This is a genomic window from Streptomyces canus, assembly GCF_041435015.1.
Classification (GTDB): domain Bacteria; phylum Actinomycetota; class Actinomycetes; order Streptomycetales; family Streptomycetaceae; genus Streptomyces; species Streptomyces canus_G.
The window spans coordinates 9,921,735-9,941,573 of record NZ_CP107989.1 but is presented as its reverse complement, the minus strand read 5'-3'; the positions used below and the strand labels follow the sequence as shown (position 1 = coordinate 9,941,573).

Genomic DNA, 19,839 nt, shown 5'->3' with positions numbered 1-19,839 from the left:
GCCGGCCGCCCACATCCCGCCGCATCGACACCACGTTGCCATCGGCGGTCGTGAGCCGGCGCACCTTGAGGTTCAGGCCCGGCAAGTGGACCTCCTCAAACATCCCCACTCGCTGGGCAGAGGCCTCCCCTGAAGGAACTGTCAGTCGACGGAGGCCATGAAGTTCAGCATCCTGCGGTTGATCTCCTCCGCGTGGTCGATCTGCGGCCCGTGGCCCGTGTCGGAGATGATCTCGGCTCGGGCACCGGGGACCAGGCGCGGCACACGCTCCGCCTGCCGCTGCGGGTGCACGAGCAGGCTTCGCTTGCCGAGCACGAGGTAGAGCGGAGTCCTGATGGTGGACAACTCTTCCTCGGACAGCGGAAGCGGGGCCGGGCGGCGTATGCGATAGGCGCGAAGGGCCGTTCTGATCATCGTGCGCAGTTCCGGCATGACGAGGACCGGCTGTTCCAGCCAGGCCGCCAGCCGCGGGCGCAGTGCTGTGGGCGCGAAGGTCGCGAAAAGGCCGGCGAAGATCCAGACGAAGAAACGCAGTCCCACTTTTTCCAGGCCGCCAGGGTCGAGCAGCGTGACCGAGGCGAGGCGACCGGGCCTGCGGTGCGCCTGGTTCAGGGTGAGCCATCCGCCGTAGGAGGTACCGACGAGGTGCACGCGGTCGAGACCGAGTCCGGCGAGGGTCTCGTCCAGCCACTGTGCGGCGCGCTCGGGTTGGTGGATCGATTCGCGCTGCTCGCTGCGGCCGGGATCACCCGGGGTGTCGATCGCGTAGACCGGGCGGTCGGCGCTGAGGGCGGGAGTGTTCGGGTACCACATGGCGGAGCACGAGCCCGCCCCGTGCACCAGGACGACGGGAGTGCGGGATCGAGCGGCCTCGTCCTCGGGGCCGTAGCGATAGACATGCGTGGTGCCGAAGGACGTCTCCACGTCCTGTTCCGCGAGCGCGGGTGCGCCCAGTGCATAGACAGCGTCGCAAGCCGCGAAGTAGCGGTCGCGCCAGGCATCGCTCACATAGCGGCCTATGTCGGCTCGGGCACGGACAGCAGTGTCGGACACGGTCCCCTCCGGATCTCATTTTCGTGATACGAACGTACCACGATATTGGTACGGCTGTATCATCAAGAGCCGACTGGGGCCGCACCAGTGGAACGACGAGCGGAGAAACGGCCGATGCCCAAGCGCGTGGACCACACGGAACGGCGCACCGCGATCGCCGAGGCACTGGTCCGGGTCGCCGGGCGACGCGGGCTGCATGCCGTGGGCATGCGCGATGTGGCAGCAGAGGCAGGTGTGTCGCTGCGGCTGGTGCAGTACTACTTCGAGACCAAGGAGAAGCTGCTGCTCTTCGGACTGGAGCACCTGACGGAGCGGTTCGGGGAACGGGCCTCCGCCCGTGTGCAGGCCGCCGGGGACAGTCCGGGGCCGCGGGAAATGATCGAGGCGCTACTGATGGCGGCGCTGCCGACCGACGAGGACAGCCGCACCTTCCACTTCGTCTACACCTCGTACGCCGTTCTGGCCGTGACCGATCAGGCACTCGCCGCCCAACCCTTCATCAAGAGCCCGGATGCCGCAGAAGGCGCGGTAACCCGGCTCCTCCGGCAGGCGCAGGAGGCAGCTCTGCTCAACCCGGGCGTGGACGCGCAGTTGGAGGCAGCCGGCCTGCTTGCCATGTCCGCAGGACTCGGAACCAGCATCCTTGTCGGCCAGCGCAGCCCGGAGTCCGCCATCGCCGTCCTGGACCACCACCTGAACCGGATCTTCCGCACCGGTGAGGCCGCTGATTGATAGGCGGTCGCTTAACCCGGACGGGTGTCGGCGTCGATGACGAGATGCGGTCGGGGAGCTCCCGGACGCCACCTCCCAGCCAACCAGCTCACCAAAGGCAGACCACTCAGAGTTGGCGTTCCATCCACATGAAGATCAGGCCGACGGCTCCGGTCCCGGCGCCATAACAGGCGCCACGGAGCAGATGTGCGAGAGCGGTGCGCCGCCGTCGCGCGATCCACTTCCCGGCGGCGATCAGCCGTTCCCGGCCCGTGCGGGGCGTGCGGGGGCTGGGGTTCATGTCAGACGTCCCTTCTGGATGGCGTTCTGACGGGGAGTCCGGCCGGCCGATGGCCTCGGAACCGGTGGCCGGGTCAAGGACTCCCCTTCGCTGTGTCGTGTCTGGGGCCGCGGATCAGCGGCCTTCGGTGAACTCCTGGAGCCGGGCCACGAGCTGACGGTCGGGCCGGGCCACGATCACGGAGGAGTGCGGGGTGCGGGCGGCGAGCCGGTCGACCTCGCTCTCCAGGCGGCCGGTGGGCGCATGGGCGCCGGATCCGTTGGCGCGCACGTAGCGGGCGAAGATCTCCAGGCCGTCGAGGAAGGCGGCGTCGGGCGGTGCGGTGTCGGCCATGGAGTGGGTGAGCTGGTGAAACCAGTGCCGGGCCCGCCGGGATTCGCCCAGGCACAGGTGGTGCAGGTGCAGGCAGTACGCGGCGGCGCGGCTGCCGGCGCCGGCGGCGAGCTGCCACCAGAACTGGGCGGACTCGGGGTGCCCGGTCAGAGACAGCAGGCAGGCGTACACGAGGGCGCCGTCGACGTCGAGTTCGTCTTCGGTCAGCGGGCCGCGTTCGGGGCCTTCGGCGATCTTCGCGACGTGGGCGGCGGCGTCGGGTTCATTGAGGACCCACCGGCACACCACCGCGAGGCGCTGTCCGGCCTGGGCTGCGCGGGTGACCTCGGTGGTGGGGGTACGGCGGGAGGCGTCGGCGGCCAGTCGGCGCAGCCCTGCGGCGACGTCGGCGCCGCTTCGCGGGGCGACCGGCAAGCGGGCGCCTTCCAGGAGGTCGTTGATGGTGGTGCTCACGCTCCCACTCCTTTGTGCTTGGACTTCTTCGGGGTCTCGGGCAGACCGAGCTTGAGGCGCAGGCGTTCCTTGGCGCGGCGCAGATGGTGGCCGACGGTGCGGTCGTCGATGCCGATGTACCAGGCGACCTTGGCGGTCGGGTAGCCGAGTATGTAGCGCAGCACGATCACCTCGAACTGGCGGTCGGGGAGTTCGGCGATCGCCTCGTACAGGCCGCTGGTGGACTCCATCTTCCGGAGCTTGTCGCGGGCCGTGACGAGCGCCGTGTCGAGGGCCTGGGCGATGGGGCCGTTGATGACGAACGCCGGTCCCCGCCCTTCCGCGTCGAGGCGGTTGTGGACGATTCGCCGCACGATCGCCCATGCGCCCTGTTCGAGGTTGCCCGCGCTCAGCAGCTGCGACCAGCCGGCGTGGATCTCGAGGAAGACCTCGTGGATGACCTCTTCCGCGGTCTCCCGGTTACCGAAGTGGACTTCGGCGTACGCGTGGAAGACCTCGTGGTGCCCGAGGTAGAAGGCCTCGAAGTCCACTTCCAGGTCGAGGGGGACGAACATGGACTGCGAGAGCCCGGCGCCGGGCTCCGTCGGCGAGGCGCCCTCGGGGACGTCGTCGTACGTCACGACCGGCTCCTGTCGGCAGGGGACATGAGCAAAGATCCTCTCCATGGAGGCAATCAGGGACCCGGCGCCAACTCACACGCGCCGAAAGGCCGTTGGGCCTGTGTCCTAGCTAAGTGATTTGCCGGGCGGAACACTCACGCCCGTTTGAAAAAGACACCCGACGTGTCCGCGTACAGACACTGTGCAACCTTCAACAAGCGCCGCTAGTCACTCTCCGTAGCGCTCTGACCAGGCGTAATCCACCCGAAGTACGTACCGAACACGCTTGCGCACACGCACGGTGTTCTGCATCACACCCCACTGCGCAAACAGAGCCCGCTCTCGCACACGGCGCGTGAACGGGGACGGTCCTGGAACTTCACCTTCTGTCGTCAGATGCGGCGCTGATCGTCGTCCGACTCGGCCGGCAGGGTGGGCCGGGGTCCTTCGTCGGGCACAACCACCAGGCGTACGGCCATGCTCCGTGAGTCGGGTGGGTGGTCGCCGGGCTCGGTCAGGTACTTGCGCAGCAGCGTCTGATACTCCTCGACGAACGTGGCGACCTGTTCCTTCGTCATCCGCAGCCCGGAGCGGTAGATCTGGTTCCAGCCCGCGGAGGCGTCGTATCCGGCGTATGCGCTCACGACCAGGTTCAGGTCATGGGTCATCTTGAGCGCGCCGATCTTGACCGCGGCCTCGCGTTCGTCGGCCGTCAGTTCCAGGCCCGGCGGCGTGAAGATGTCCGTCATGAGCGACTTCCACCAGCGTTCCCGACCGGCGGACCGTTCCTCGATCTCGGCGATCAGCTTGAGGTCAGCGAGTTTGCGCAGGTGGTAGCTGGTGGTGCCGGTACTTTCGCCGAGCGCCTTGGCGACGCTGGTGGAGTTCGCTTCGCCGTGCTGGCCGAGGTAGCTCAGGATGTCGCGGCGCACCGGGTTGGACAGGGCCTTGTAGAAGGCTTTGAGGTCCGGGCCGGTGAGCACTCTCTTCTCGGGGCGCTCGACCATGCCGATCAGCGTACTGCAGAGACCCTCTGCAGTCATTGCAGAGATTGTTTGCAGAATGTCTCTGTAATCGCTACGTTGATTCGGGAAGGCACCTGGCGGGTGCCGGGACTCTGGGGGTTGAGGTGCGGAAAGACCTGATCGGAAGGGTGTTACTCGCTGCGGGGGTGGCGCTGGTGCCGTGGCTCGCGGTGCTGTGGACGACGCTGCCGGGTCCCTATCCGGCGCAGCACTGGCGGGTCGCCTGGGTCGGCTTCGATGTGTTGGAGATCGCCGGTCTGCTGACGTCGGCGGTGCTGATGCATCGCGGCGACCACCGGGCGCCGCTGGCGTCGATCGCGACAGCCGTGCTGTTACTGGTCGACGCATGGTTCGACGTCATGGCGCCCGGGCGCGACGTGGTGTTCTCGTTGGCACTGGCCTGCACCCTGGAACTGCCCCTGGCGATATTGTGCGCTGTCGCCGCGCTGCGGCCTCCAAGGGCGGCTTCCGTTCGGGCAGCCGTGGTGCAACGGGTGGCCGTCCATGCCTGACTCGCTGGATGCCCGGATGCGGGACGACATCGACGACCAGGTCGCGGAAGCCTTCGATGCCTACCTGGCCGACCGGCTGGCTGAACCGGGCCCACTGCGCGCGTCATTGGCATGGGGACGCAGCGGCGGAGTAGTGCTGGGCACCGTCGGCTTGGGCGCCCTCGCCACGGCGCTGGCGCCGACTGCAGGCACCGTCGTCTGCTCGATCTGGGGAGCGATCGCAGTGATCGACCTCGCCTGGTTGCTGACGGCGCGCCGCCGTTGACGGTCCGTGGACCAGTCTCTCGCCGAGCCCGCCGACCGCACTCGGCCACGGAGTCCGGTCTCGAACAAGGCAGCCTGGGCCAGTCGTCCCACGGGTCAGACCCTGGCCCCGGACGGCGCCCCACGAGTCTCACAGTTGTCCCATACGAGCACGCCCTGCGCGCCGATTTGTTGGCGGTCAGCAGGTCGCCGGAATCGGTCCACCTTCGGGTCGTTGGCGGCGTCATCGAGAGCCCGGCCTCGTCTTCGAAGCAGATCCAGGACCCGAGCACCGCGACGGCGTGTCCACCTGAGGCCAGGTCTCCTTCAGCCCCGGGAGACGCGGGGCGCCGGGGGCTCCGCACGGAGTGTCACAGCCCTGCCCTACGCTTCACTCGCCGACCACGGGGCCGGTACGGGCCGCTGACACGACCACAGTCTTGGGGGCAATCACCGTGGGCGTCCGCACACCTCCGGTCGCGCATATCACTCAGGCAGGCGGTTCTCGTAGAGTGGCTCGCCGGTACCAGCCAGGGGGAATCAAACGTGACCGAAGCTACTCAGGACACTGACGCGGCGGGAGTTACTCGCAATACGCCTGCTCGGATCAGCATCTGGTCCGCCTCTTTGGGCGCCGGTCTGATCGTGGGCATCATCATGACGCCGATGTTGTGGCTGCTGTACGGCGGGTGGTACACGTTCCTGGTGTTCGCGTTCGGCGTTGTCGCCGTCCCCGCCGGACACCTCGGCCGCCGTCGGGGCAAGCACCTGGGCGGCCGCGACCGCGGCGTCGCGTTGCTCGGTATCGTGACCGGTTGGGTCCTGATCTTCTTCAGTCTGCTATTGGTCCTGGCCTACGCAGGACTCCTGGCAGGGCTGGCGTACCTCGCCGACTTCACTTCATGAGCAGGGGCCGGGGCTGATGCGTTCTCAGTGGGCACGGTGAGTTGACCGGCTGCCGGTCCCACCAGTGCGCGGGTCGGTTCCTCGATCGAATCAGGTGAGGTGCTCGCTACTGTCCACCTGGATCGCGGCGCCTTCGCCTGCGCGCTCAGCCGTGGGGACAACCCCCGTCTGTTCGTCGTCGGCCAGTCCTGGGGCGGGCCCGAGTCGCGGCAACCCAGCGGGCGGGTTGTGGCGTTCCCGGCACCAGCACCGGGTGCCGGGAAACCCTGACCAGCCAGGCGAGCCGACCCGGTCACGGACGACTGCACCGAGGTCGCGGTGCGGGCCCGTGGTGTCGCCTTGCGCCTGTTCGGCCGCGTGGTCCTCGGACATCCGCCGTACGCTGGCGCGGAAATCCGGGTCTGCGGCCAGTTCGGCCCACTCCACCCACGCCCGGACCTGCTCCGCCTGGGGGCTGTCGGGTATCTCGGGGGTCATCGAGCGCCAGATCCCCGCCAACGCGGAGTCGGTGTCGAGACTGCCGAAGGCGGCATCGAGGAAGTCCCCGATCAGACGTCGGCGTTCGTCCTCGGAGAGGTGGGTCAGCTTGTGCAGGAGATCCGTCTCTTGAGCAGTGAGCCCACGCTCGGCCACCGCCGTCAGCACCGCATGCCGCAGGGTCAGGACGCGGATCTGCACGGCCAGGGCTTCGGCGTGCGTTGCGGCGACCTCGGGAAGCGGGAGTTCCCGGTCCACGACCCTGCGGATCGTGGGCAGGTCCACCCCCAGGTCCCGCAGAGTCCGCAAGGGGCAGGCGCGCGACGGCGTCGACGTTGTAGAGGCGGTAGCCGGCTGGGCTGCGGTCCGTTGGCGCCACGATTCCGCGATCGGAGTAGAACCGAATGGTCTTGACCGTCAGGCCGGTCCGCCGGGCCAGTTCGCCGATCGAGTAGAGCGCGTCGCCGTCCATGCCCCCACTTTGACGTCTCCCCCTACGGGAGACTCAAGCCCATCCGTCTGCCGATCGCTCCACAAGTTTTGACAATGCCTCCGCCCCCCTGCGCGGCGACTTCTTTGCCGAACGGACGCTCGCCCAGCGGCTCGCGACGCAGGATCTGGAGTCGACCGTGTACGCGTTCCCGAGCACCGGTGTCGGTCCACTGCGGACGGCCTACCGGACGCTGATCGCACATCTCGGCGATGCCGACGCGGTCGTGCTGGTGGACGGCGGGACCGACATCCTGATGCGCGGTGACGAACACGGTCCCGGCACCCCGGAGGAGGACAAGGCGAGCCTGGCCGCCGTGAGCAGGCTCGACGAAATCCCGCACCGACGACAGCAACAACCACGCGAAAATGCACGACCTGACCCGGTTGCTGCCGATGTTCCGTTCGCTGATGCGCGAAGAGCGGGGCAGATTCCGAAGGTCCGCGCGAAATCCCCTTGCTCAATGGTCAAGAGTCGTTGACCATTGCTCCCATGCCTACCGATGATCTCCCCGAGACGTTTCACGTCACCACGGATGAGCAACTACGCGCCGTCTCCAATCTGACGCGCCACCGGATCATGGCCGTGCTCCGCTTCGAGCCGGCGACGATTACGCAGATCGCCGAACGGGTGGGCCTTGCGAAGGGAAGTTCCAGCTATCACGTGCGGCTGTTGGAGCGGGCAGGCCTGGTGAAGGTGGTGCGGACGCGGAAGGTGCGGGGTGTCACCGAGCGGTATTACGCGATGGCCGCACGGTCGATCGAGCTGCCCGATCCGGGTGAGGGAGGCCCGGATGTGCTGATGCGACATGCGGTGGCGGACTTGGAGGCGTCGCCGGTGGACGGCGAGCGGCACGTGCGGATGGCGCATCTGCGGCTCACCGAGGAGCAGTTCGCGCAGCTGGGGGCGCGGTTGCAGGCTCTGGCGGACGAGTACCGGGAGCTGTCCGATCCGTCACTGCCGGACGCGTCACTCGTCTTCGCACTCTTCCACCCGGCACCGCGCCAGCAGGCCGAGGGGGGCGCCAAGTGACCTCAGGCGTCAGGAAGTTGCCGACCGGGTTCGGACGGCTGTGGACCGCGCAGACGGTGTCCTCGCTCGGTGACGGGGTGTCGCACGCCGCGCTGCCGCTGATCGCGTTGACGTTGACGCGGGATCCGATGGCGCTCGCCGTCGTCACGGCCGCCGGTACGCTGCCGTGGCTGCTCTTCGGGGTGCTCGGCGGTGCGCTGGTGGACCGCTGGGACCGCCGGCGCACGATGTGGGTCATGGACGCGTCGCGTGCCGTGCTGCTCGCGATACCGGCGGCAGCGGCTGCACTCGACCTGCTGAGCATTCCGCTGCTCGCGGCCGTCGCCTTCCTGCTCGGCCTCGGCGGACTCTTCTTCGATACGGCCGCCACGGCCTATCTGCCGGATCTGCTCGGCCGCGACCCCGCACTCCTGGAGCGAGCCAACTCCCGCTTGCGCGGAGCCCAGACCGCCATGTCCGGCTTCGCGGGACCGCCCGCGGGCAGTGCGCTGCTCGCGCTCGGGCGGGCGGTTCCGCTGCTCGCCGACGCGGTGTCGTTCATGCTCTCCGCGCTGCTCGTCCGTACGCTGCCCGCCATGCCCCGGCCCGTGCCGGAGGTCCGCGAGTCGCTGCTTCTGCAGGCGCGGGCCGGTGCGTCGTACGTCTTCCGGGACCGGCTGCTGCTCGGGCTCGCGCTCCGCCCGGCGGTCGGGAACGTCGCCTTCCTCGCTGTGGAGACCGTCCTCGCCCTCTTCGCACACGACCGACTCGGCATCGACACCTACGGCTTCGGCCTGCTCCTCACGGCGGAGGCCACCGGCGGCCTGCTCGGTGCGGGCATCGCCTCCTACCTTGGCCGACGACTCGGCACCGGCACCGCACTGACCTGTACAGCCGCCGTCGAGGGGCTTGCCATCCTGGGCCTGGCCGCTGCCCCGAACCCGTACGTGGCCGGGCTGGCGCTCGCCGTCTGTGGGGCCGGCATGGGCGCCACGATGGTGCTCGGGCCCTCCCTCCGGCAGGCGATCGTCCCGGCCCACCTCATGGGCCGGGTCGCCTCCACCTCCCGCATGCTGGCCATGTGCGCCGCTCCGGTCGGGGCCTTCCTCGGTGGCTGGCTGGCCACCACCTACGACATCCGCACCCCCCTCTACGCCGCCGCCGTCCTCCTCCTGACGATGACGGCCATCACGGCATCCATGACCAGCAACCGCCGGGTCGAAGCGGCGCTGTGGGCCGCTCCCCCGGCCGACGGCCCGGATCACCCGGCATACAAGGATCTCGCCCAGGAGAGTGCACCCGACTCGTTGTGACGTCTGTCGCCAAGGCGAGACAACAAGTCGTATGCCAGGCCGCCGCAGTGAAGGTGGGCCTGCTACATGTCGGCTTTCCGGGCGTCGTTCAGTTCGTCGCGGGGCTCAGCCATGGGGGACGACGGCGACGGGGCAGCGCCCGTGATGGATGGCGGCGTGGGTCACGTGGCCCAGGTGGGGTGCCATGTCGTGCCGGTGTGTGCGCCGGCCGACGACGAGCAGCGCGGCGCCTTCGCCAGCATGAACGACGGCCTTCGCGGGCGTCTCGAGCCGGATGGCGTGGGCCGCGTCCACCTGCGGGTACTTCTCGCGCCAGCGGTGCAGGGCCTTGCTCAGCTCCTGCTGCGCGTCCCCTGTCATCTCTTCGGTCACGGCGTGGTCCACTCCCCAGGGCACGCGCGCGTGCAGCGGCACGCTTCGGCCGTGTACGGCCAGGAGCGCAACCCCTCTGACCGCGGCGGTGTGGAAGGCGAAGTCGAGCAGTTCGTCGCTGGATCCGTGGAGTTTCAGTGCCACGACCACACGGTTCGCCGGCGTCGGCTGCGTCGGCTGCGCTGTCCTGTATCCCGTGCGGACCAGGACCACCGGCCGCTGTGTCCGGGCAACGACCGGCATGCTGACGTCACCCAGGAAGTAGCTTCCGACGGAATCCAGCCCCCGTGAGCCGAGCACGATCAGCTCGGAGTCCGACGCCGCCTGGAGCAAAGCCTTCCGGGCGTCGTCGGCCACCAGGCTCCCGATGATGGTCAGACCCGGGTGGCTGGATTCCAGTTCCGCGCGCGCGGTGTGGACGAAGCGCTTCGCCCAGTAGTTCTGATCGACGTCCGAAGGGACGCGGGCCGGTTCCGGCACCAGCAGCGGCCACGCGTGCAGCAGGCGCAGCGTGAGTTTGCGCCTGTCCGCCTCGTCGGCGGCCCAACGGGCGGCGGCGAGGCTCTCGGGTGAGCCGTCGAGGCCCACGGTGATCACTGGCTGCATGGCGGCGGCCTCCGTCTCGTACGAAACTGGATACGACGGTGGGTGACGGTGAACGAGTCCGATGGCGTGCATGCTCCGGACGTCGCCGACATGCCGAGCGCGGTGCTTCTCTCCTACGAGGAGTACCCCAATATCCTCCCCGGCGCATGCGGAGCCGTAGAGGGGAGGAAGTCCAGGCACCTGGCACCTGGCACCCGCCACGAGAGGAGACGGGTGCGGTGGCGATTCCCGTGGTGATCGGCATCGACGGATCCGAATCGAGCCTGGAGGCGGTGGCGGTGAACTGGGGCGCCGCCGAGCCGGCCCGGCACAGTATGTCGCTCCGCCTCGTGCACGCGGCTGCCGGTGATCGCGAGCCCTCCGAGGTGATCAGTGCCGCCTCGGAGCCCGCCACGGATAGAAATCCCACGGTCCGGCTGTCGAGCGAGGTTCTGCACGAGGACGCCACCGCTGCCCACGGGCTGGGCCCCTTCGGCTACCGGTGGACCGAAAAGCCTGGCCCGACAGGGACCTTCGTCCCTGTGCCCCGACCCCGCTGCCGTTCGACGGTGGGAGCAGTCGGTGGGGGACGGCCGGCGAATTGTTGGAAGGCGGGTCATGAGCACACAAGGTTCGCCATACACACCCGGTCCACCGCCGAGGCGCGGCGATGCCGCGGCCAAGGGCCGGAACTCCCTGAGGCGTGCGTCCGACACGTTCGAGTGCTGGATGCGCCGCGTTCTGATGGTCGTTCTCGTCCTCGGGCTGCCGGCAGCCGCCGTCAGCGCGGGACTGACAGCGTACGAAGCGTCGATGCACACGGTGCGGACCCAGGCAGCGGAACGGCACCAGGTCACCGCCCGGCTGACGTCGACCGCCGGGGGTGGCGATTGGGTGAAGCGACCGGCGCGGGTTCGCTGGACCGACCCCAACGGTGTCGTGCGGACGGGCGCGGTTCTGGTGAAGCCGGGAACTCCCAAGGGCTCCACCGTACGTGTGTGGGTGACCCGTAAGGGACAAGTCACCGAGCCGCCGACGACCACGCTCAACGCGACGACCAGCGGCTGGCTGGTGGGCGGTATGGCGGCGTTCGGCGTGGGCGCCGGATCCTACGCGCTCGGGGCGGGCATGCGCCTGGTCCTGAACCGGAGACGGTACGCGCAATGGGACGCCGAATGGGGGCTGGTGGAACCCCGGTGGTCCGCACGCTTCCGTCCGTGACGGACACAGGGGATCTGTACGAAGTCACGATCGCCATGTCCTCCCTTCACGAGGGGATGATCGGCCCAGCCACCTTCAGCCTCTTCGCCCGCGACCTTCCTCCGGAGCGGGGATTCCTGGTGGCGGCGGGGCTCGAGTCGGCACTCGACTACCGCCGCAGCCCTGCACCGGCCTCACCACGATCTTGAGCCTCTGCTGGGTCCGACGTTCACGGAAGGCTCGTCCGGAATCGGCGACGAACTGGCCGCGGGCCGGGCCATGAACGACCTGGCGCGGCAGCTGCCGAAGACCGCCGAGCGTGCATCGAAGACATGGGCGCATCCTCGCCCCTCGGCGATTCGGGGGCGAAGGACGCGTGGCACGACAGCTTCTCCAAGACGGCCTTGGCCGGCGACGGAGAGGATGACTGACCCGGCGTGTGTCACGGGACACTGTGCGCGTCACGCGGGACCGTCGTCGGCGTGGAGGGCAAGGCGGGGGCAGGCGGCGACGGCCCGGCGCGTGTGGGTGCGCAGATGGTCGGGGACGGCTCGGACCTTGATAACGGGGTAGCCCCATTCGTCGAGGCCGATCAGCTCGGGGAGCAGTTCGCCGCACAGGCCCTGCCCGGTGCAGGCGATGCGGTCGACACGCAGGGTCTTGGTGGGGGTCATCGCCAGGTCTCCGGGGGTATGGCGGGCGGTACGGGGATGAGGGGCGACCGGTGGCCGGCGGGGCAGGGGCCGTAGGTGCGGTGGTGGTCGACGTCGTCGGCGAAGGTGCTCAAGGCGGAGGCGGCGAGGCGGGCGGCACCGTCGGGATGGCGGCAGGCACCCCGGCCCGGCAGCAGACCGGTCCTCCGGTGCAGCCGGGGCAGCAGGTCGGGGTCGCTCCGTCCGGCGGCCAGCATGGCGAAGTCGTCGGCGACGGCGGGCAGTCCGAAGTGGCACGGTCCGCACTGGCGGGCACCGTGGGCGGCGAGGTAGGCGAGAATGCGCGCCGTCTCGCTCAGCCCGCAGGCCGAGTGGGCAAGGGAGACGAGCACGCCCGCCCCGGGGGCGGCGCCCAGCGGGGCCAGGTCGCGCTGGGTGAGGGGGGTGTCCAGGTGTTCCGACGGGAGCCAGGTGCCGGCGAAGCCACCGAGGAGGACCGCCCTCACAGGCTGCGTGGGACCTCCGGCACGGTCGACGATCGTGGCGAGCGGCGTGCCGATCGCGACCTCCTGGACGCCCGGGGTGGTGACGGCGCCGGAGACGGTCACAAGTGTCGTGCCGGGCTCGTCCGGGGTTCCCGTGCGGCGGAACCAGTCGGGGCCGTGTCGGGCGATGAGAGCGAGGTGGGCGAGGGTCTCGGCGTTGTGGATGAGGGTGGGGCGCCGGGCGACGCCGCGTTCGTGGGCGCGTGGCGGGCTGCCCTGCGGCCGGGCCGGGCCGCCGTTGAGCCAGCGCACCAACGCGGTCGACTCGCTGGAGACGTAGGCGTGCGGAAGGGCGTGCAGGCGCAGCCGCACCCGGTCGAGGCGGTGGCGGTGTCGTTCGTCCAGGGCTTCGCTCAGCTGCCGGTACTGGGCGCTGCGGGTGCGTGGCAGGCACACGTGGACGGTATCGGCGCCGACCGCGGTCGCGGCCAGGACGGCACCATCGAGGACGAGGTGGGGTGCGACGGCGAGCAGGAACTGGTCCTTGCGGCTGGCGGGTTCGCTCTCCATGGCATTGACGACGACCACGGCCCGGCCGCCACGTTCCGCCACGGCCCGCAGCTTGCGCGCGGTGGGGAACCCGGCGCCGCCGCGCCCGGTGAGCCCGGCCGACTCGACAGCCTCCACCAGCGGCATCGACGTCCGGCTGCCGAGAACCGTGGCGGCAGGAGGCTGCCCGTGGCGCCGGAGGTGATCGGTGAGGTCGGTCGGTCGCCCGGTGGCGTGCCATCCGGCCAGCAGTCGGGCGGCCGCGGACGAGTCCGGCTCAGCCGTGTGTTCGTGGGACGCGGAGGACACGGCAGTCGGGGAGTTCATCGTCCGCCCCCGTGCAGGATCGCCGTCGTGGCGGCATGCTGGGCCCAGCCCGGCTGGAGCGGCCCCGCAGCGAGGAACGCGGTCAGCGCCACAGGTACGGCGATGGCGGCCACGGCGGCGACCAGGCGTCCGACGACCCGCTCCGGACCGGCCTTCGCCAGTCGCCACCACACGGCACCGACCACCGACACCAGGCAGGCGGCATACAGCCACAGCTGGAGGGAAAGCCGGGTGTCGGTACCGGTGCCGGCGCTGTGGAAGATGGCGACCGGCCAGGCGGCGTAGGCCAACCAATGCACAGCCTTCCAACGGCGTACCCCGAGCCGGCGCCGTAGCCCGCTGGTGACCAGCACCGCGAGCAGCAGGTCAAGCGCGACCGTGCCGAGGCCGAGCCAGAGCGGTCGGTAGGACGCCGAGAACGGCACCACGGACACCGCCCAGCTCAGGTGGACGAACGGATCGAGCACCGCGGTCACCACGTGGACAGCGAGGAACACCAGGGTCAGCAGGGACAGGTTGCGGTGCAGCAGTCCCACCTCGAACCTGCCGATCCGCCGCGGCGCGGTGCGTCCGCCGGAGGCGATGCCGAGCACCACGGTAATGGTGAGCAGGATCAGGGCGAGGGTGCCACCGGCGCGGCTCGCGTACCACAGGGGGCTGCCGGTCAGGGCCAGTGTCGTCATCGCGGGCCTCCGGGGGCGGCGGTCCGGGAGCCCGCAGCGGCGGGAGCGTGGCCGTCGGGCGGCCAGCCGCCCACGCGAACGACGGTGCCGTCGAGGCCGGTCAGCCGGGCGGGCAGGGCGGTGGCGTGCAGCCGGTCCAGAGCCCGGTCACCGAGCACGATCGCCGCCGTGCTGAAGGCATTGGCGTCGACGCAGGTGGCGGCCGCGACGGTGACCGTGCGCCACACGGGTACGGCGGGTTCGCCGGTGAGCGGGTCGACGATGTGATGCAGGACCCGCCCGCCGCGCCGCCACGTGCGCACCCGGATGCCCGAGGTCGCCAGCGCCCCACTGGTCACCGCCACGGCGGGACCGCCTTCCGGGGCGGGCCGGGCGTGGTCGTCGGCGAGGGCGATCCGCCAGCCGCCCTCGGGCGCCGGTCCGGCGGTCGCCAGGTCGCCGCCGAGACTGACCAGAACTCCGCAACCGGTCACCGCGGCGATCTGCCGGGCTGCATGGTCAGCGGCCAGGGCCTTGGCGGTGGCGCCCAGGTCGAGGCGGGCGCCCGGGGGCAGACACACGTGGCGGGTGTCCGGGTCGAAAGCGATCCGCCGCCAGCCGGACGCCGGTCGGGCCACGGGCACGGGGCGGGCGTCCTCGGGCGAGAGGGAGGCGAAAGTGCGGTCGTAGCCGAGGGCGATCACCGCGCTGCCCACGGTCGGATCCACGGCGCCGCCGGTGAGGCGGGCGGCACGCAGGGCGGCCTGCAGGGCCTCGGCGAAGTATGCGCTGACCTTCGTCGTGACACCTGCGCTCACATTCACACGTGTGAGCTCGGAGTCGGGCCGGAAGCGGCTGCAGGTGCGGTCGACGGCAGCCAGCTCGGCGCGCAGCACCGCTTCCGCGGCGGGCAGGGCGGCCGGGTCCGTGACCAGCAGGGCGGCCGTCGTGCCGAGGGCCGGGAAGACGACCTGAGAGGGAGAGAGGGCCGGGATGTGCGTGCTCATGACGCCCCCGTCGTGGTCTGCGGCTGCTGCTGGGTCGCGGCGGGCGGCTGGGCCGGGGGCTGCGGAGCCGGTTGCGTGACGGGAGCCGCGCCCTCCTCGTCGTTGTCATCCTCGCCATCCTGGTGACCGTTCGGCTCCTCGCCCCCCTTCCCCACAGTCGCGCCGGTAGACGCAGCGGGATGGTGGACCGGTGCGTTCACCGGCGCGGGGGCGGCCGAACCGCCCGGCAGCACATGCGTGTACACACCGCCCAGAGCCGCCGCGCCGGCCGCAGCGGTGACCGCGATCCACAACGTGGTGCGGCGGCTGCGGCGCAGGCCGCGGTCACGTGCGTGCGAGGAAAAAGCAGGGGCGGGTGTCGGCGGGGAGTCGTCGGGCGAGGGGGCCATGGCAGCGCTCCTGGAGATCGGCGGCCCGGATCGGCTGCGTGCACATCCAGGCTGTGCTCACGGCACCCAGGAACTCGCTCACGTCTCCTTCAGAACCGGTAAAGATCTCTACGCCGCACCCCGCTCGGGCCACAGGGGCAGATCCAGTACGACGGTCAGCCCGCCACCGGGCGTGTCCTCCAGCCGTGCCGTACCGCCGTTGACGGTGACCAGCCGGTGCACGATGGCCAGCCCCAGGCCCGCGCCCCGGGCCTGGGGGTTACCGAACCGGCGGAAGGCGACCGCCCTCGCCTCCTCCGTCATCCCGGGACCGTCGTCCCGCACGAACACCCGGACCGCGTCCCCCACCGTGCCACGGTCGAGGGTGATGCTTCCGCCTTCGGGCACAGCATCCACGGCGTTGGCGATCAGGTTGTCGAGGATCTGCTCCAGATGCCCCGCGCCCAGCGCGACGGTCAGGGCCGGCCCTTCGGAAACTACGGTCAGCCGGACGTCGCGTTCCTCGGCGACGGGCGACCAGGCGGCCGCCCGCTCGGCCACCACCTCGTCGATCCGCACCGCGGTCGGACGCGGTGCCGCCTGCTCGGCACGCGCGACCGCCAGCAGCCCGTCGACCAGCCGGGACAACCGTGCGATCTCCTCCTGCGCGGCGGCGAACTCCGCAGCGGTGTCACCTCCGGCGTCGGCGGCCAGGACGTCGAGCCGCAGCCGCAGTGCGGCCAACGGGGTGCGCAGCTGGTGGGACACATCCGCGATCACCGCCCGATGGCCGTGGACCAGTGCCTCCATACGAGCCGCCATGGTGTTGAAGGTGGCAGCCAGCCGACGCACCTCCGGTGGACCCGCCCCGACGTCGGCCCGCTCGTCGAGGGCCCCCTCACCCAGTCGCCGGGCGCTGACGTCCAGCGTCGACAATGGACGGCTGACCCAGCGGGCCAGGCGCACGGACAGCAGCGCGGACGCGGCCAGCCCGGCGACACCGATCGCGGCGGACCAGCCCCAGATAGCCGCGATACGGGCGTCCAGCGGGTCGGCGGAGCGGGCCAGGACGACGGCTCCAGCGGGCCGGCGCACCTCTCCGGCCGGTTCCGCGGCCACAAGCCGTCCCTCGTTCTCCGGTGGCTCCGGCTCGTGCCCGGCCAGCACGTCCTTCACCAGTTCCTCCGCCTCCTCACCCTGGGCAGCCGTACAGGACGTACTGGCCAGCACGCGCCCCGAGGTGTCGTACACGGCGGCGCAGTCCCCCGCCCGCGCTGCGGCCTCCAGTTCCCGGCGCATGGCGGTCGGCGGCTTGTGGTCGGAGAGATGCTCCTCGGCCGCCGCGGCGATCACACGTGTGGCAGCCCGCTGGCTGTCGCGGTAGGCGACGCGCTCGCGCGCCGTCAACGACACCGCCAGCGGTACCACTGCCAGCACCAACAGCACGGAGGTGAGGACCAGGAGCGTCCAGGTGATCCGGCGCGTCACGGCTGCTCCTGCGGCTCCTGGACCGTCCCGAGCCGGAAGCCCTGCCCGTAGACCGTCTCGATCAGCCCCGGCACGCCGAGCTTGCGGCGCAGCGCGGCCACGTGCACGTCCAGCACCTTCGTCGGCCCGTACCAGTGGGCGTCCCACGCCCGTTCCAGGATCTGCTGCCGGGTCACCGCGCGGCCCGGGTCCGCGGCCAGGCACTCCAGGATGCCGAATTCCTTCGGCGTCAGCGCCACCGCACGTCCCTCGACCGAGACCTGCCGGGTTCGCAGGTCCAGCGCCAGTGGCCCGTGCCGCAGGATCTCCGGCTCGGCAGGACGCCTGCGGCGCAGCACGGCCCGCATCCGCGCCAGCAGCTCGGCCAGCCCGAAGGGCTTGACCAGGTAATCGTCGGCGCCCTCGTCCAGGGCCACCACCCGGTCGGCCTCCTCGCCCCGAGCGGTCACCGCGATGATCGCGGCGTCCGACCGGGCACGCAGCCGCCTGCACACCTCGACGCCGTCGATGTCCGGCAGCCCCAGATCCAGCAGGACGACGTCGGGTGTGGGCGCCGACAGAGCTGCGCGCCCGGTCCGGACGCCTTCGACTCCGTATCCGGCCTGCCGAAGGCCGCGCACCAGGGACTCCGCGATGCCACGATCGTCCTCCACGACCAGCACCCGCGTCTCCTCGGCATCACCCCTGGCCTGGGCGTTCATACGGTTCGCCCGCCTCCCGGGTGAGGGGATCCACTGCGCTGACTCCCCCAGAGTGCGTCAGCGCCCCGTACGGACGGTAGGGGCCAACCGTCCCCGTCGACGCGAACAGGACCCACGTCGATCAGACCACAGACCCCGACTGCCGACCCGCCGCACTTGACAGGGCTGTCGTGCGCATCAGCTCAGTTGTGGTGGGACCCAGGCGTGGTGCCGAAGGATCATGTGCGTTGCGGCGCGGGAGGGTGTCAGCCGCATCGCCGTGTTGCGCGGGGCGACGGCCAGCGGGTGGGAGAGCTGCCGGCCCATCCGCCCGGCCTGCCGGGCGGCCCGCGCGACGGCCTGGCTGCGCGGTCGGCGCTCGGCGTCGTAGCGCGCGAGCGCGGAGTCGACGGTGGGCCTACTTCCGCACCCGAGCCGCGCTGCTCACCGGACTGGTCACACGCCTGGTCCAACTCGACCAGGCAGAACTGCACATGATGGCCGAAGAGCTTCCACCTCTGCGCACCGTCGAGGAACTGGTGGACGGCATGGCATTGCTCACCCGACATCGGCTCACCAGCGAGGGCCGCCGCCGCTCGCTCGCCCGCTACGCCTGCGCCGTCGAGAGCATGCGTGACCCTGAACTGCGCGAGATCCTCGTACCCCGCGAGAACGCCGGCCGCGAGCCGTGCGGCTGTTCCTCACCACGCACGGCGTGACGGACGTCGAGAATCGCACTCACACCCTGCTGACCTGCATCGACGGGCTGGTCTTCGACCGGCTGGTGAGCGGCGGAGAAGTGTCCCGCGAGGCCCTCGAAGGCCTGGTCGCCGCCGCCCTGCGTGAGGACCCCGGGCATCCACGGTAGTCCGTCCCGCTCGAACTGGCCTTCGGCCTCATCTGGTCTCCGCCACCCACGCGCTTGACGCAGGGCCAGTAGGTCTTCGGCAGTGATGCGGACCGCTCCGCTTGGGGCCCTCGGCTCCGCACCGCTGCGGACGCCATCGCGTTCCCGCCGTGGAACAGTGGAAGTGGAAGTGGAACTGGAACTGGAAGGGGAAAGGCAGGGGCTGAGCGGTTCTCCTGCGGAGGTCCACGCCCGGCGAAGGAGGACACGATGAGTCGCCCTGTGCTGGCCGGTATCGACGGGTCCGCGCACAGTTCGGTGGCAGCCGACTGGGCGGCGCGAGAGGCCGCGCTCCGTGGCGTTCAGCTGCGCCTGATACAGGCCTCCCCACCGCTGCCGGGCGCTGCCGTGCCGCTCCCGGCCGTGGACAGGTTGCGTCGCATGGGTGAGCAGATGCTCCGGCAGACGGTTGCCGATCTCAGCGACCGCTACCCGGACCTCGCAGTACGGAGTGAACAGGCCGATGACGCACCGGCCTCGGCACTCCTGGCTGCGGCACGCACTGCCGGGGTCCTCGTGGTCGGCACACGGGGTGCGGGCGGCTTCGACGGGCTCGTGGTCGGCTCGGTGGCCCTGCGGATGGCCATGGCAGCCCCTTGCCCCATCGTGCTGGTACCCCAACAGCGCGCCGGCGCCTTGGGAGGAGGGAGACCCGCGGCACGCGGCGCCGCCCAAACGGTGGTGGGGTTCGACGCGCATCACCCGGTCAGCGAAACGGCGGACTTCGCGTTCTCGGCCGCTGAGGCACGGGGAGCCGGTCTGCGGGTGGTCCAGGCTTGGGCCCTTCCAGCCGACTCCGTGTCTCCCCGGACGCTGGCGGTGACCGAGGAGGACCGCGCCACCTGGGAGGATCAGGAGGTGTTGCAGCTTTCCGACGCCTTGCGCGCGTGGCAGGAAAAGTACCCGCGGGTGACGGTCCGTTCCGACGTCGTGCTGCTCCACCCCGCCGAAGCGCTCTTGAACATGTCCCGCGGCTCGGAGCTGCTCGTCGTGGGCCGCCGTAGCGATCCGCAGGCGGTCGAGGGCAGACTGGGGCCCATCACCCACGCCGTACTGCACCACTCCCGCTGTCCGGTGGCAGTCGTTCCGCACATGGGCTGATGGAGGACCAGCAGGTCCGATGACGATC

Annotated in this window: 22 protein-coding genes and 4 pseudogenes; 11 read left to right on the top strand and 15 right to left on the bottom strand. The window is 70.6% G+C overall.

What is annotated here, in order from left to right; genetic code table 11:
• Positions 1-141: 141 nt before the first annotated feature.
• On the bottom strand, positions 142-1,053 hold the full coding sequence (locus tag OG841_RS45355) for an alpha/beta fold hydrolase (RefSeq protein ID WP_328636001.1): 912 nt from the start codon (positions 1,051-1,053) through the stop codon (positions 142-144).
• 114 nt (positions 1,054-1,167) lie between these two features.
• Here OG841_RS45355 and OG841_RS45350 point away from each other — a divergent pair, with 114 nt between their 5' ends.
• Positions 1,168-1,785, top strand: a complete 618-nt coding sequence (locus tag OG841_RS45350) for a TetR/AcrR family transcriptional regulator (protein WP_328636002.1) — start codon at positions 1,168-1,170, stop codon at positions 1,783-1,785.
• 106 nt (positions 1,786-1,891) lie between these two features.
• Here the strand turns inward: OG841_RS45350 and OG841_RS45345 are convergent, their stop codons facing one another.
• The 4 genes from OG841_RS45345 to OG841_RS45330 all read right to left on the bottom strand — a co-directional run bounded on the left by OG841_RS45345 (position 1,892) and on the right by OG841_RS45330 (position 4,457).
• A complete protein-coding gene (locus OG841_RS45345; protein ID WP_328636003.1) occupies positions 1,892-2,065 on the bottom strand; it encodes a hypothetical protein in 174 nt (57 codons plus the stop codon).
• A 114-nt stretch (positions 2,066-2,179) separates the two neighbouring features.
• Complete coding sequence (locus tag OG841_RS45340; protein WP_328636004.1) at positions 2,180-2,851, bottom strand: hypothetical protein; 672 nt, start codon at positions 2,849-2,851, stop codon at positions 2,180-2,182.
• On the bottom strand, positions 2,848-3,471 hold the full coding sequence (locus OG841_RS45335) for an RNA polymerase sigma factor (RefSeq protein ID WP_328636005.1): 624 nt from the start codon (positions 3,469-3,471) through the stop codon (positions 2,848-2,850). Before OG841_RS45335 ends, OG841_RS45340 begins: the two co-directional genes overlap by 4 nt.
• 371 nt (positions 3,472-3,842) lie before the next feature.
• The gene (locus OG841_RS45330; protein ID WP_328636006.1) at positions 3,843-4,457 is read right to left on the bottom strand and encodes a helix-turn-helix domain-containing protein; all 615 of its coding nucleotides are present in this window, start codon (positions 4,455-4,457) and stop codon (positions 3,843-3,845) included.
• A 164-nt stretch (positions 4,458-4,621) separates the two neighbouring features.
• On the opposite strand from OG841_RS45330, the gene OG841_RS45325 reads away from it, so the two are divergent.
• From OG841_RS45325 to OG841_RS45315, 3 genes are all read left to right on the top strand, one after another.
• Positions 4,622-4,987, top strand: coding sequence for a hypothetical protein (locus tag OG841_RS45325; RefSeq protein ID WP_328636007.1), 366 nt, complete (start codon positions 4,622-4,624; stop codon positions 4,985-4,987).
• On the top strand, positions 4,980-5,252 hold the full coding sequence (locus OG841_RS45320; protein WP_328636008.1) for a hypothetical protein: 273 nt from the start codon (positions 4,980-4,982) through the stop codon (positions 5,250-5,252). The genes OG841_RS45325 and OG841_RS45320 overlap by 8 nt, the downstream gene beginning before the upstream one ends.
• Positions 5,253-5,776: 524 nt before the next feature.
• Positions 5,777-6,136: a hypothetical protein gene (locus OG841_RS45315; RefSeq protein ID WP_328636009.1), complete on the top strand. Its 360-nt coding sequence runs from the start codon at positions 5,777-5,779 to the stop codon at positions 6,134-6,136.
• A 282-nt stretch (positions 6,137-6,418) separates the two neighbouring features.
• On the opposite strand, the pseudogene OG841_RS45310 reads toward OG841_RS45315, so the two are convergent.
• A pseudogene (locus OG841_RS45310) lies at positions 6,419-7,085 on the bottom strand (MerR family transcriptional regulator); the annotation flags it as partial.
• Positions 7,086-7,170: 85 nt separating this feature from the next.
• Between OG841_RS45310 and OG841_RS45305 the strand changes: the two are divergent.
• From OG841_RS45305 to OG841_RS45295, 3 genes and pseudogenes are all read left to right on the top strand, one after another.
• Positions 7,171-7,449 (top strand): annotated as a pseudogene (locus OG841_RS45305) (DUF1152 domain-containing protein); the annotation flags it as partial.
• 146 nt (positions 7,450-7,595) lie between these two features.
• The gene (locus tag OG841_RS45300; protein WP_328636010.1) at positions 7,596-8,135 is read left to right on the top strand and encodes an ArsR/SmtB family transcription factor; all 540 of its coding nucleotides are present in this window, start codon (positions 7,596-7,598) and stop codon (positions 8,133-8,135) included.
• Positions 8,132-9,427, top strand: coding sequence for an MFS transporter (locus OG841_RS45295; protein WP_328636011.1), 1,296 nt, complete (start codon positions 8,132-8,134; stop codon positions 9,425-9,427). Before OG841_RS45300 ends, OG841_RS45295 begins: the two co-directional genes overlap by 4 nt.
• Before the next feature lie 105 nt (positions 9,428-9,532).
• Here OG841_RS45295 and OG841_RS45290 read toward each other — a convergent pair whose 3' ends face one another.
• The gene (locus OG841_RS45290) at positions 9,533-10,405 is read right to left on the bottom strand and encodes a universal stress protein (protein WP_371570115.1); all 873 of its coding nucleotides are present in this window, start codon (positions 10,403-10,405) and stop codon (positions 9,533-9,535) included.
• 597 nt (positions 10,406-11,002) lie between these two features.
• On the opposite strand from OG841_RS45290, the gene OG841_RS45285 reads away from it, so the two are divergent.
• Together OG841_RS45285 and OG841_RS45280 are read left to right on the top strand one after the other, a co-directional pair.
• Entirely contained in the window at positions 11,003-11,605 is a 603-nt protein-coding gene (locus OG841_RS45285) for an Rv1733c family protein (RefSeq protein ID WP_437114303.1), read from the top strand.
• Positions 11,602-11,793 carry a hypothetical protein gene (locus OG841_RS45280; protein WP_371570111.1) on the top strand — a complete coding sequence of 64 codons (192 nt, stop codon included), beginning with the start codon at positions 11,602-11,604 and terminating at the stop codon, positions 11,791-11,793. Before OG841_RS45285 ends, OG841_RS45280 begins: the two co-directional genes overlap by 4 nt.
• 252 nt (positions 11,794-12,045) lie before the next feature.
• Here the strand turns inward: OG841_RS45280 and OG841_RS45275 are convergent, their stop codons facing one another.
• From OG841_RS45275 to OG841_RS45240, 8 genes and pseudogenes are all read right to left on the bottom strand, one after another.
• Entirely contained in the window at positions 12,046-12,258 is a 213-nt protein-coding gene (locus OG841_RS45275; RefSeq protein WP_328636014.1) for a ferredoxin, read from the bottom strand.
• On the bottom strand, positions 12,255-13,598 hold the full coding sequence (locus OG841_RS45270) for an NADH-ubiquinone oxidoreductase-F iron-sulfur binding region domain-containing protein (protein WP_371570108.1): 1,344 nt from the start codon (positions 13,596-13,598) through the stop codon (positions 12,255-12,257). Before OG841_RS45270 ends, OG841_RS45275 begins: the two co-directional genes overlap by 4 nt.
• The gene (locus tag OG841_RS45265) at positions 13,595-14,281 is read right to left on the bottom strand and encodes a ferric reductase-like transmembrane domain-containing protein (RefSeq protein WP_328636016.1); all 687 of its coding nucleotides are present in this window, start codon (positions 14,279-14,281) and stop codon (positions 13,595-13,597) included. Before OG841_RS45265 ends, OG841_RS45270 begins: the two co-directional genes overlap by 4 nt.
• Positions 14,278-15,267 carry an FAD:protein FMN transferase gene (locus tag OG841_RS45260; RefSeq protein ID WP_365121401.1) on the bottom strand — a complete coding sequence of 330 codons (990 nt, stop codon included), beginning with the start codon at positions 15,265-15,267 and terminating at the stop codon, positions 14,278-14,280. Before OG841_RS45260 ends, OG841_RS45265 begins: the two co-directional genes overlap by 4 nt.
• Complete coding sequence (locus tag OG841_RS45255; protein ID WP_328636018.1) at positions 15,264-15,656, bottom strand: hypothetical protein; 393 nt, start codon at positions 15,654-15,656, stop codon at positions 15,264-15,266. The genes OG841_RS45260 and OG841_RS45255 overlap by 4 nt, the downstream gene beginning before the upstream one ends.
• A gap of 108 nt (positions 15,657-15,764) precedes the next feature.
• Positions 15,765-17,123 (bottom strand): sensor histidine kinase, encoded by a 1,359-nt coding sequence (locus OG841_RS45250; protein ID WP_365121396.1) that lies wholly within the window; start codon positions 17,121-17,123, stop codon positions 15,765-15,767.
• On the bottom strand, positions 17,120-17,824 hold the full coding sequence (locus OG841_RS45245) for a response regulator transcription factor (RefSeq protein ID WP_328636020.1): 705 nt from the start codon (positions 17,822-17,824) through the stop codon (positions 17,120-17,122). The genes OG841_RS45250 and OG841_RS45245 overlap by 4 nt, the downstream gene beginning before the upstream one ends.
• A 177-nt stretch (positions 17,825-18,001) precedes the next feature.
• Positions 18,002-18,226, bottom strand: a pseudogene (locus tag OG841_RS45240) (FAD-dependent oxidoreductase); the annotation flags it as partial.
• A 17-nt stretch (positions 18,227-18,243) separates the two neighbouring features.
• On the opposite strand from OG841_RS45240, the pseudogene OG841_RS45235 reads away from it, so the two are divergent.
• Positions 18,244-18,671, top strand: a pseudogene (locus tag OG841_RS45235) (TetR family transcriptional regulator C-terminal domain-containing protein).
• 249 nt (positions 18,672-18,920) lie between these two features.
• A complete protein-coding gene (locus OG841_RS45230; RefSeq protein ID WP_328636021.1) occupies positions 18,921-19,811 on the top strand; it encodes a universal stress protein in 891 nt (296 codons plus the stop codon).
• Positions 19,812-19,839: the final 28 nt, after the last annotated feature.

Coding starts and splice junctions, on each gene's coding strand:
- OG841_RS45350 (WP_328636002.1), top strand. CDS start 1,168: ATGCCCAAGCGCGTGGACCACACGGAACGGCGCACCGCGATCGCCGAG.
- OG841_RS45345 (WP_328636003.1), bottom strand. CDS start 2,065: ATGAACCCCAGCCCCCGCACGCCCCGCACGGGCCGGGAACGGCTGATC.
- OG841_RS45330 (WP_328636006.1), bottom strand. CDS start 4,457: ATGGTCGAGCGCCCCGAGAAGAGAGTGCTCACCGGCCCGGACCTCAAA.
- OG841_RS45320 (WP_328636008.1), top strand. CDS start 4,980: ATGCCTGACTCGCTGGATGCCCGGATGCGGGACGACATCGACGACCAG.
- OG841_RS45300 (WP_328636010.1), top strand. CDS start 7,596: ATGCCTACCGATGATCTCCCCGAGACGTTTCACGTCACCACGGATGAG.
- OG841_RS45290 (WP_371570115.1), bottom strand. CDS start 10,405: ATGCAGCCAGTGATCACCGTGGGCCTCGACGGCTCACCCGAGAGCCTC.
- OG841_RS45285 (WP_437114303.1), top strand. CDS start 11,003: ATGAGCACACAAGGTTCGCCATACACACCCGGTCCACCGCCGAGGCGC.
- OG841_RS45275 (WP_328636014.1), bottom strand. CDS start 12,258: ATGACCCCCACCAAGACCCTGCGTGTCGACCGCATCGCCTGCACCGGG.
- OG841_RS45270 (WP_371570108.1), bottom strand. CDS start 13,598: ATGAACTCCCCGACTGCCGTGTCCTCCGCGTCCCACGAACACACGGCT.
- OG841_RS45265 (WP_328636016.1), bottom strand. CDS start 14,281: ATGACGACACTGGCCCTGACCGGCAGCCCCCTGTGGTACGCGAGCCGC.
- OG841_RS45260 (WP_365121401.1), bottom strand. CDS start 15,267: ATGAGCACGCACATCCCGGCCCTCTCTCCCTCTCAGGTCGTCTTCCCG.
- OG841_RS45255 (WP_328636018.1), bottom strand. CDS start 15,656: ATGGCCCCCTCGCCCGACGACTCCCCGCCGACACCCGCCCCTGCTTTT.
- OG841_RS45245 (WP_328636020.1), bottom strand. CDS start 17,824: ATGAACGCCCAGGCCAGGGGTGATGCCGAGGAGACGCGGGTGCTGGTC.
- OG841_RS45230 (WP_328636021.1), top strand. CDS start 18,921: ATGAGTCGCCCTGTGCTGGCCGGTATCGACGGGTCCGCGCACAGTTCG.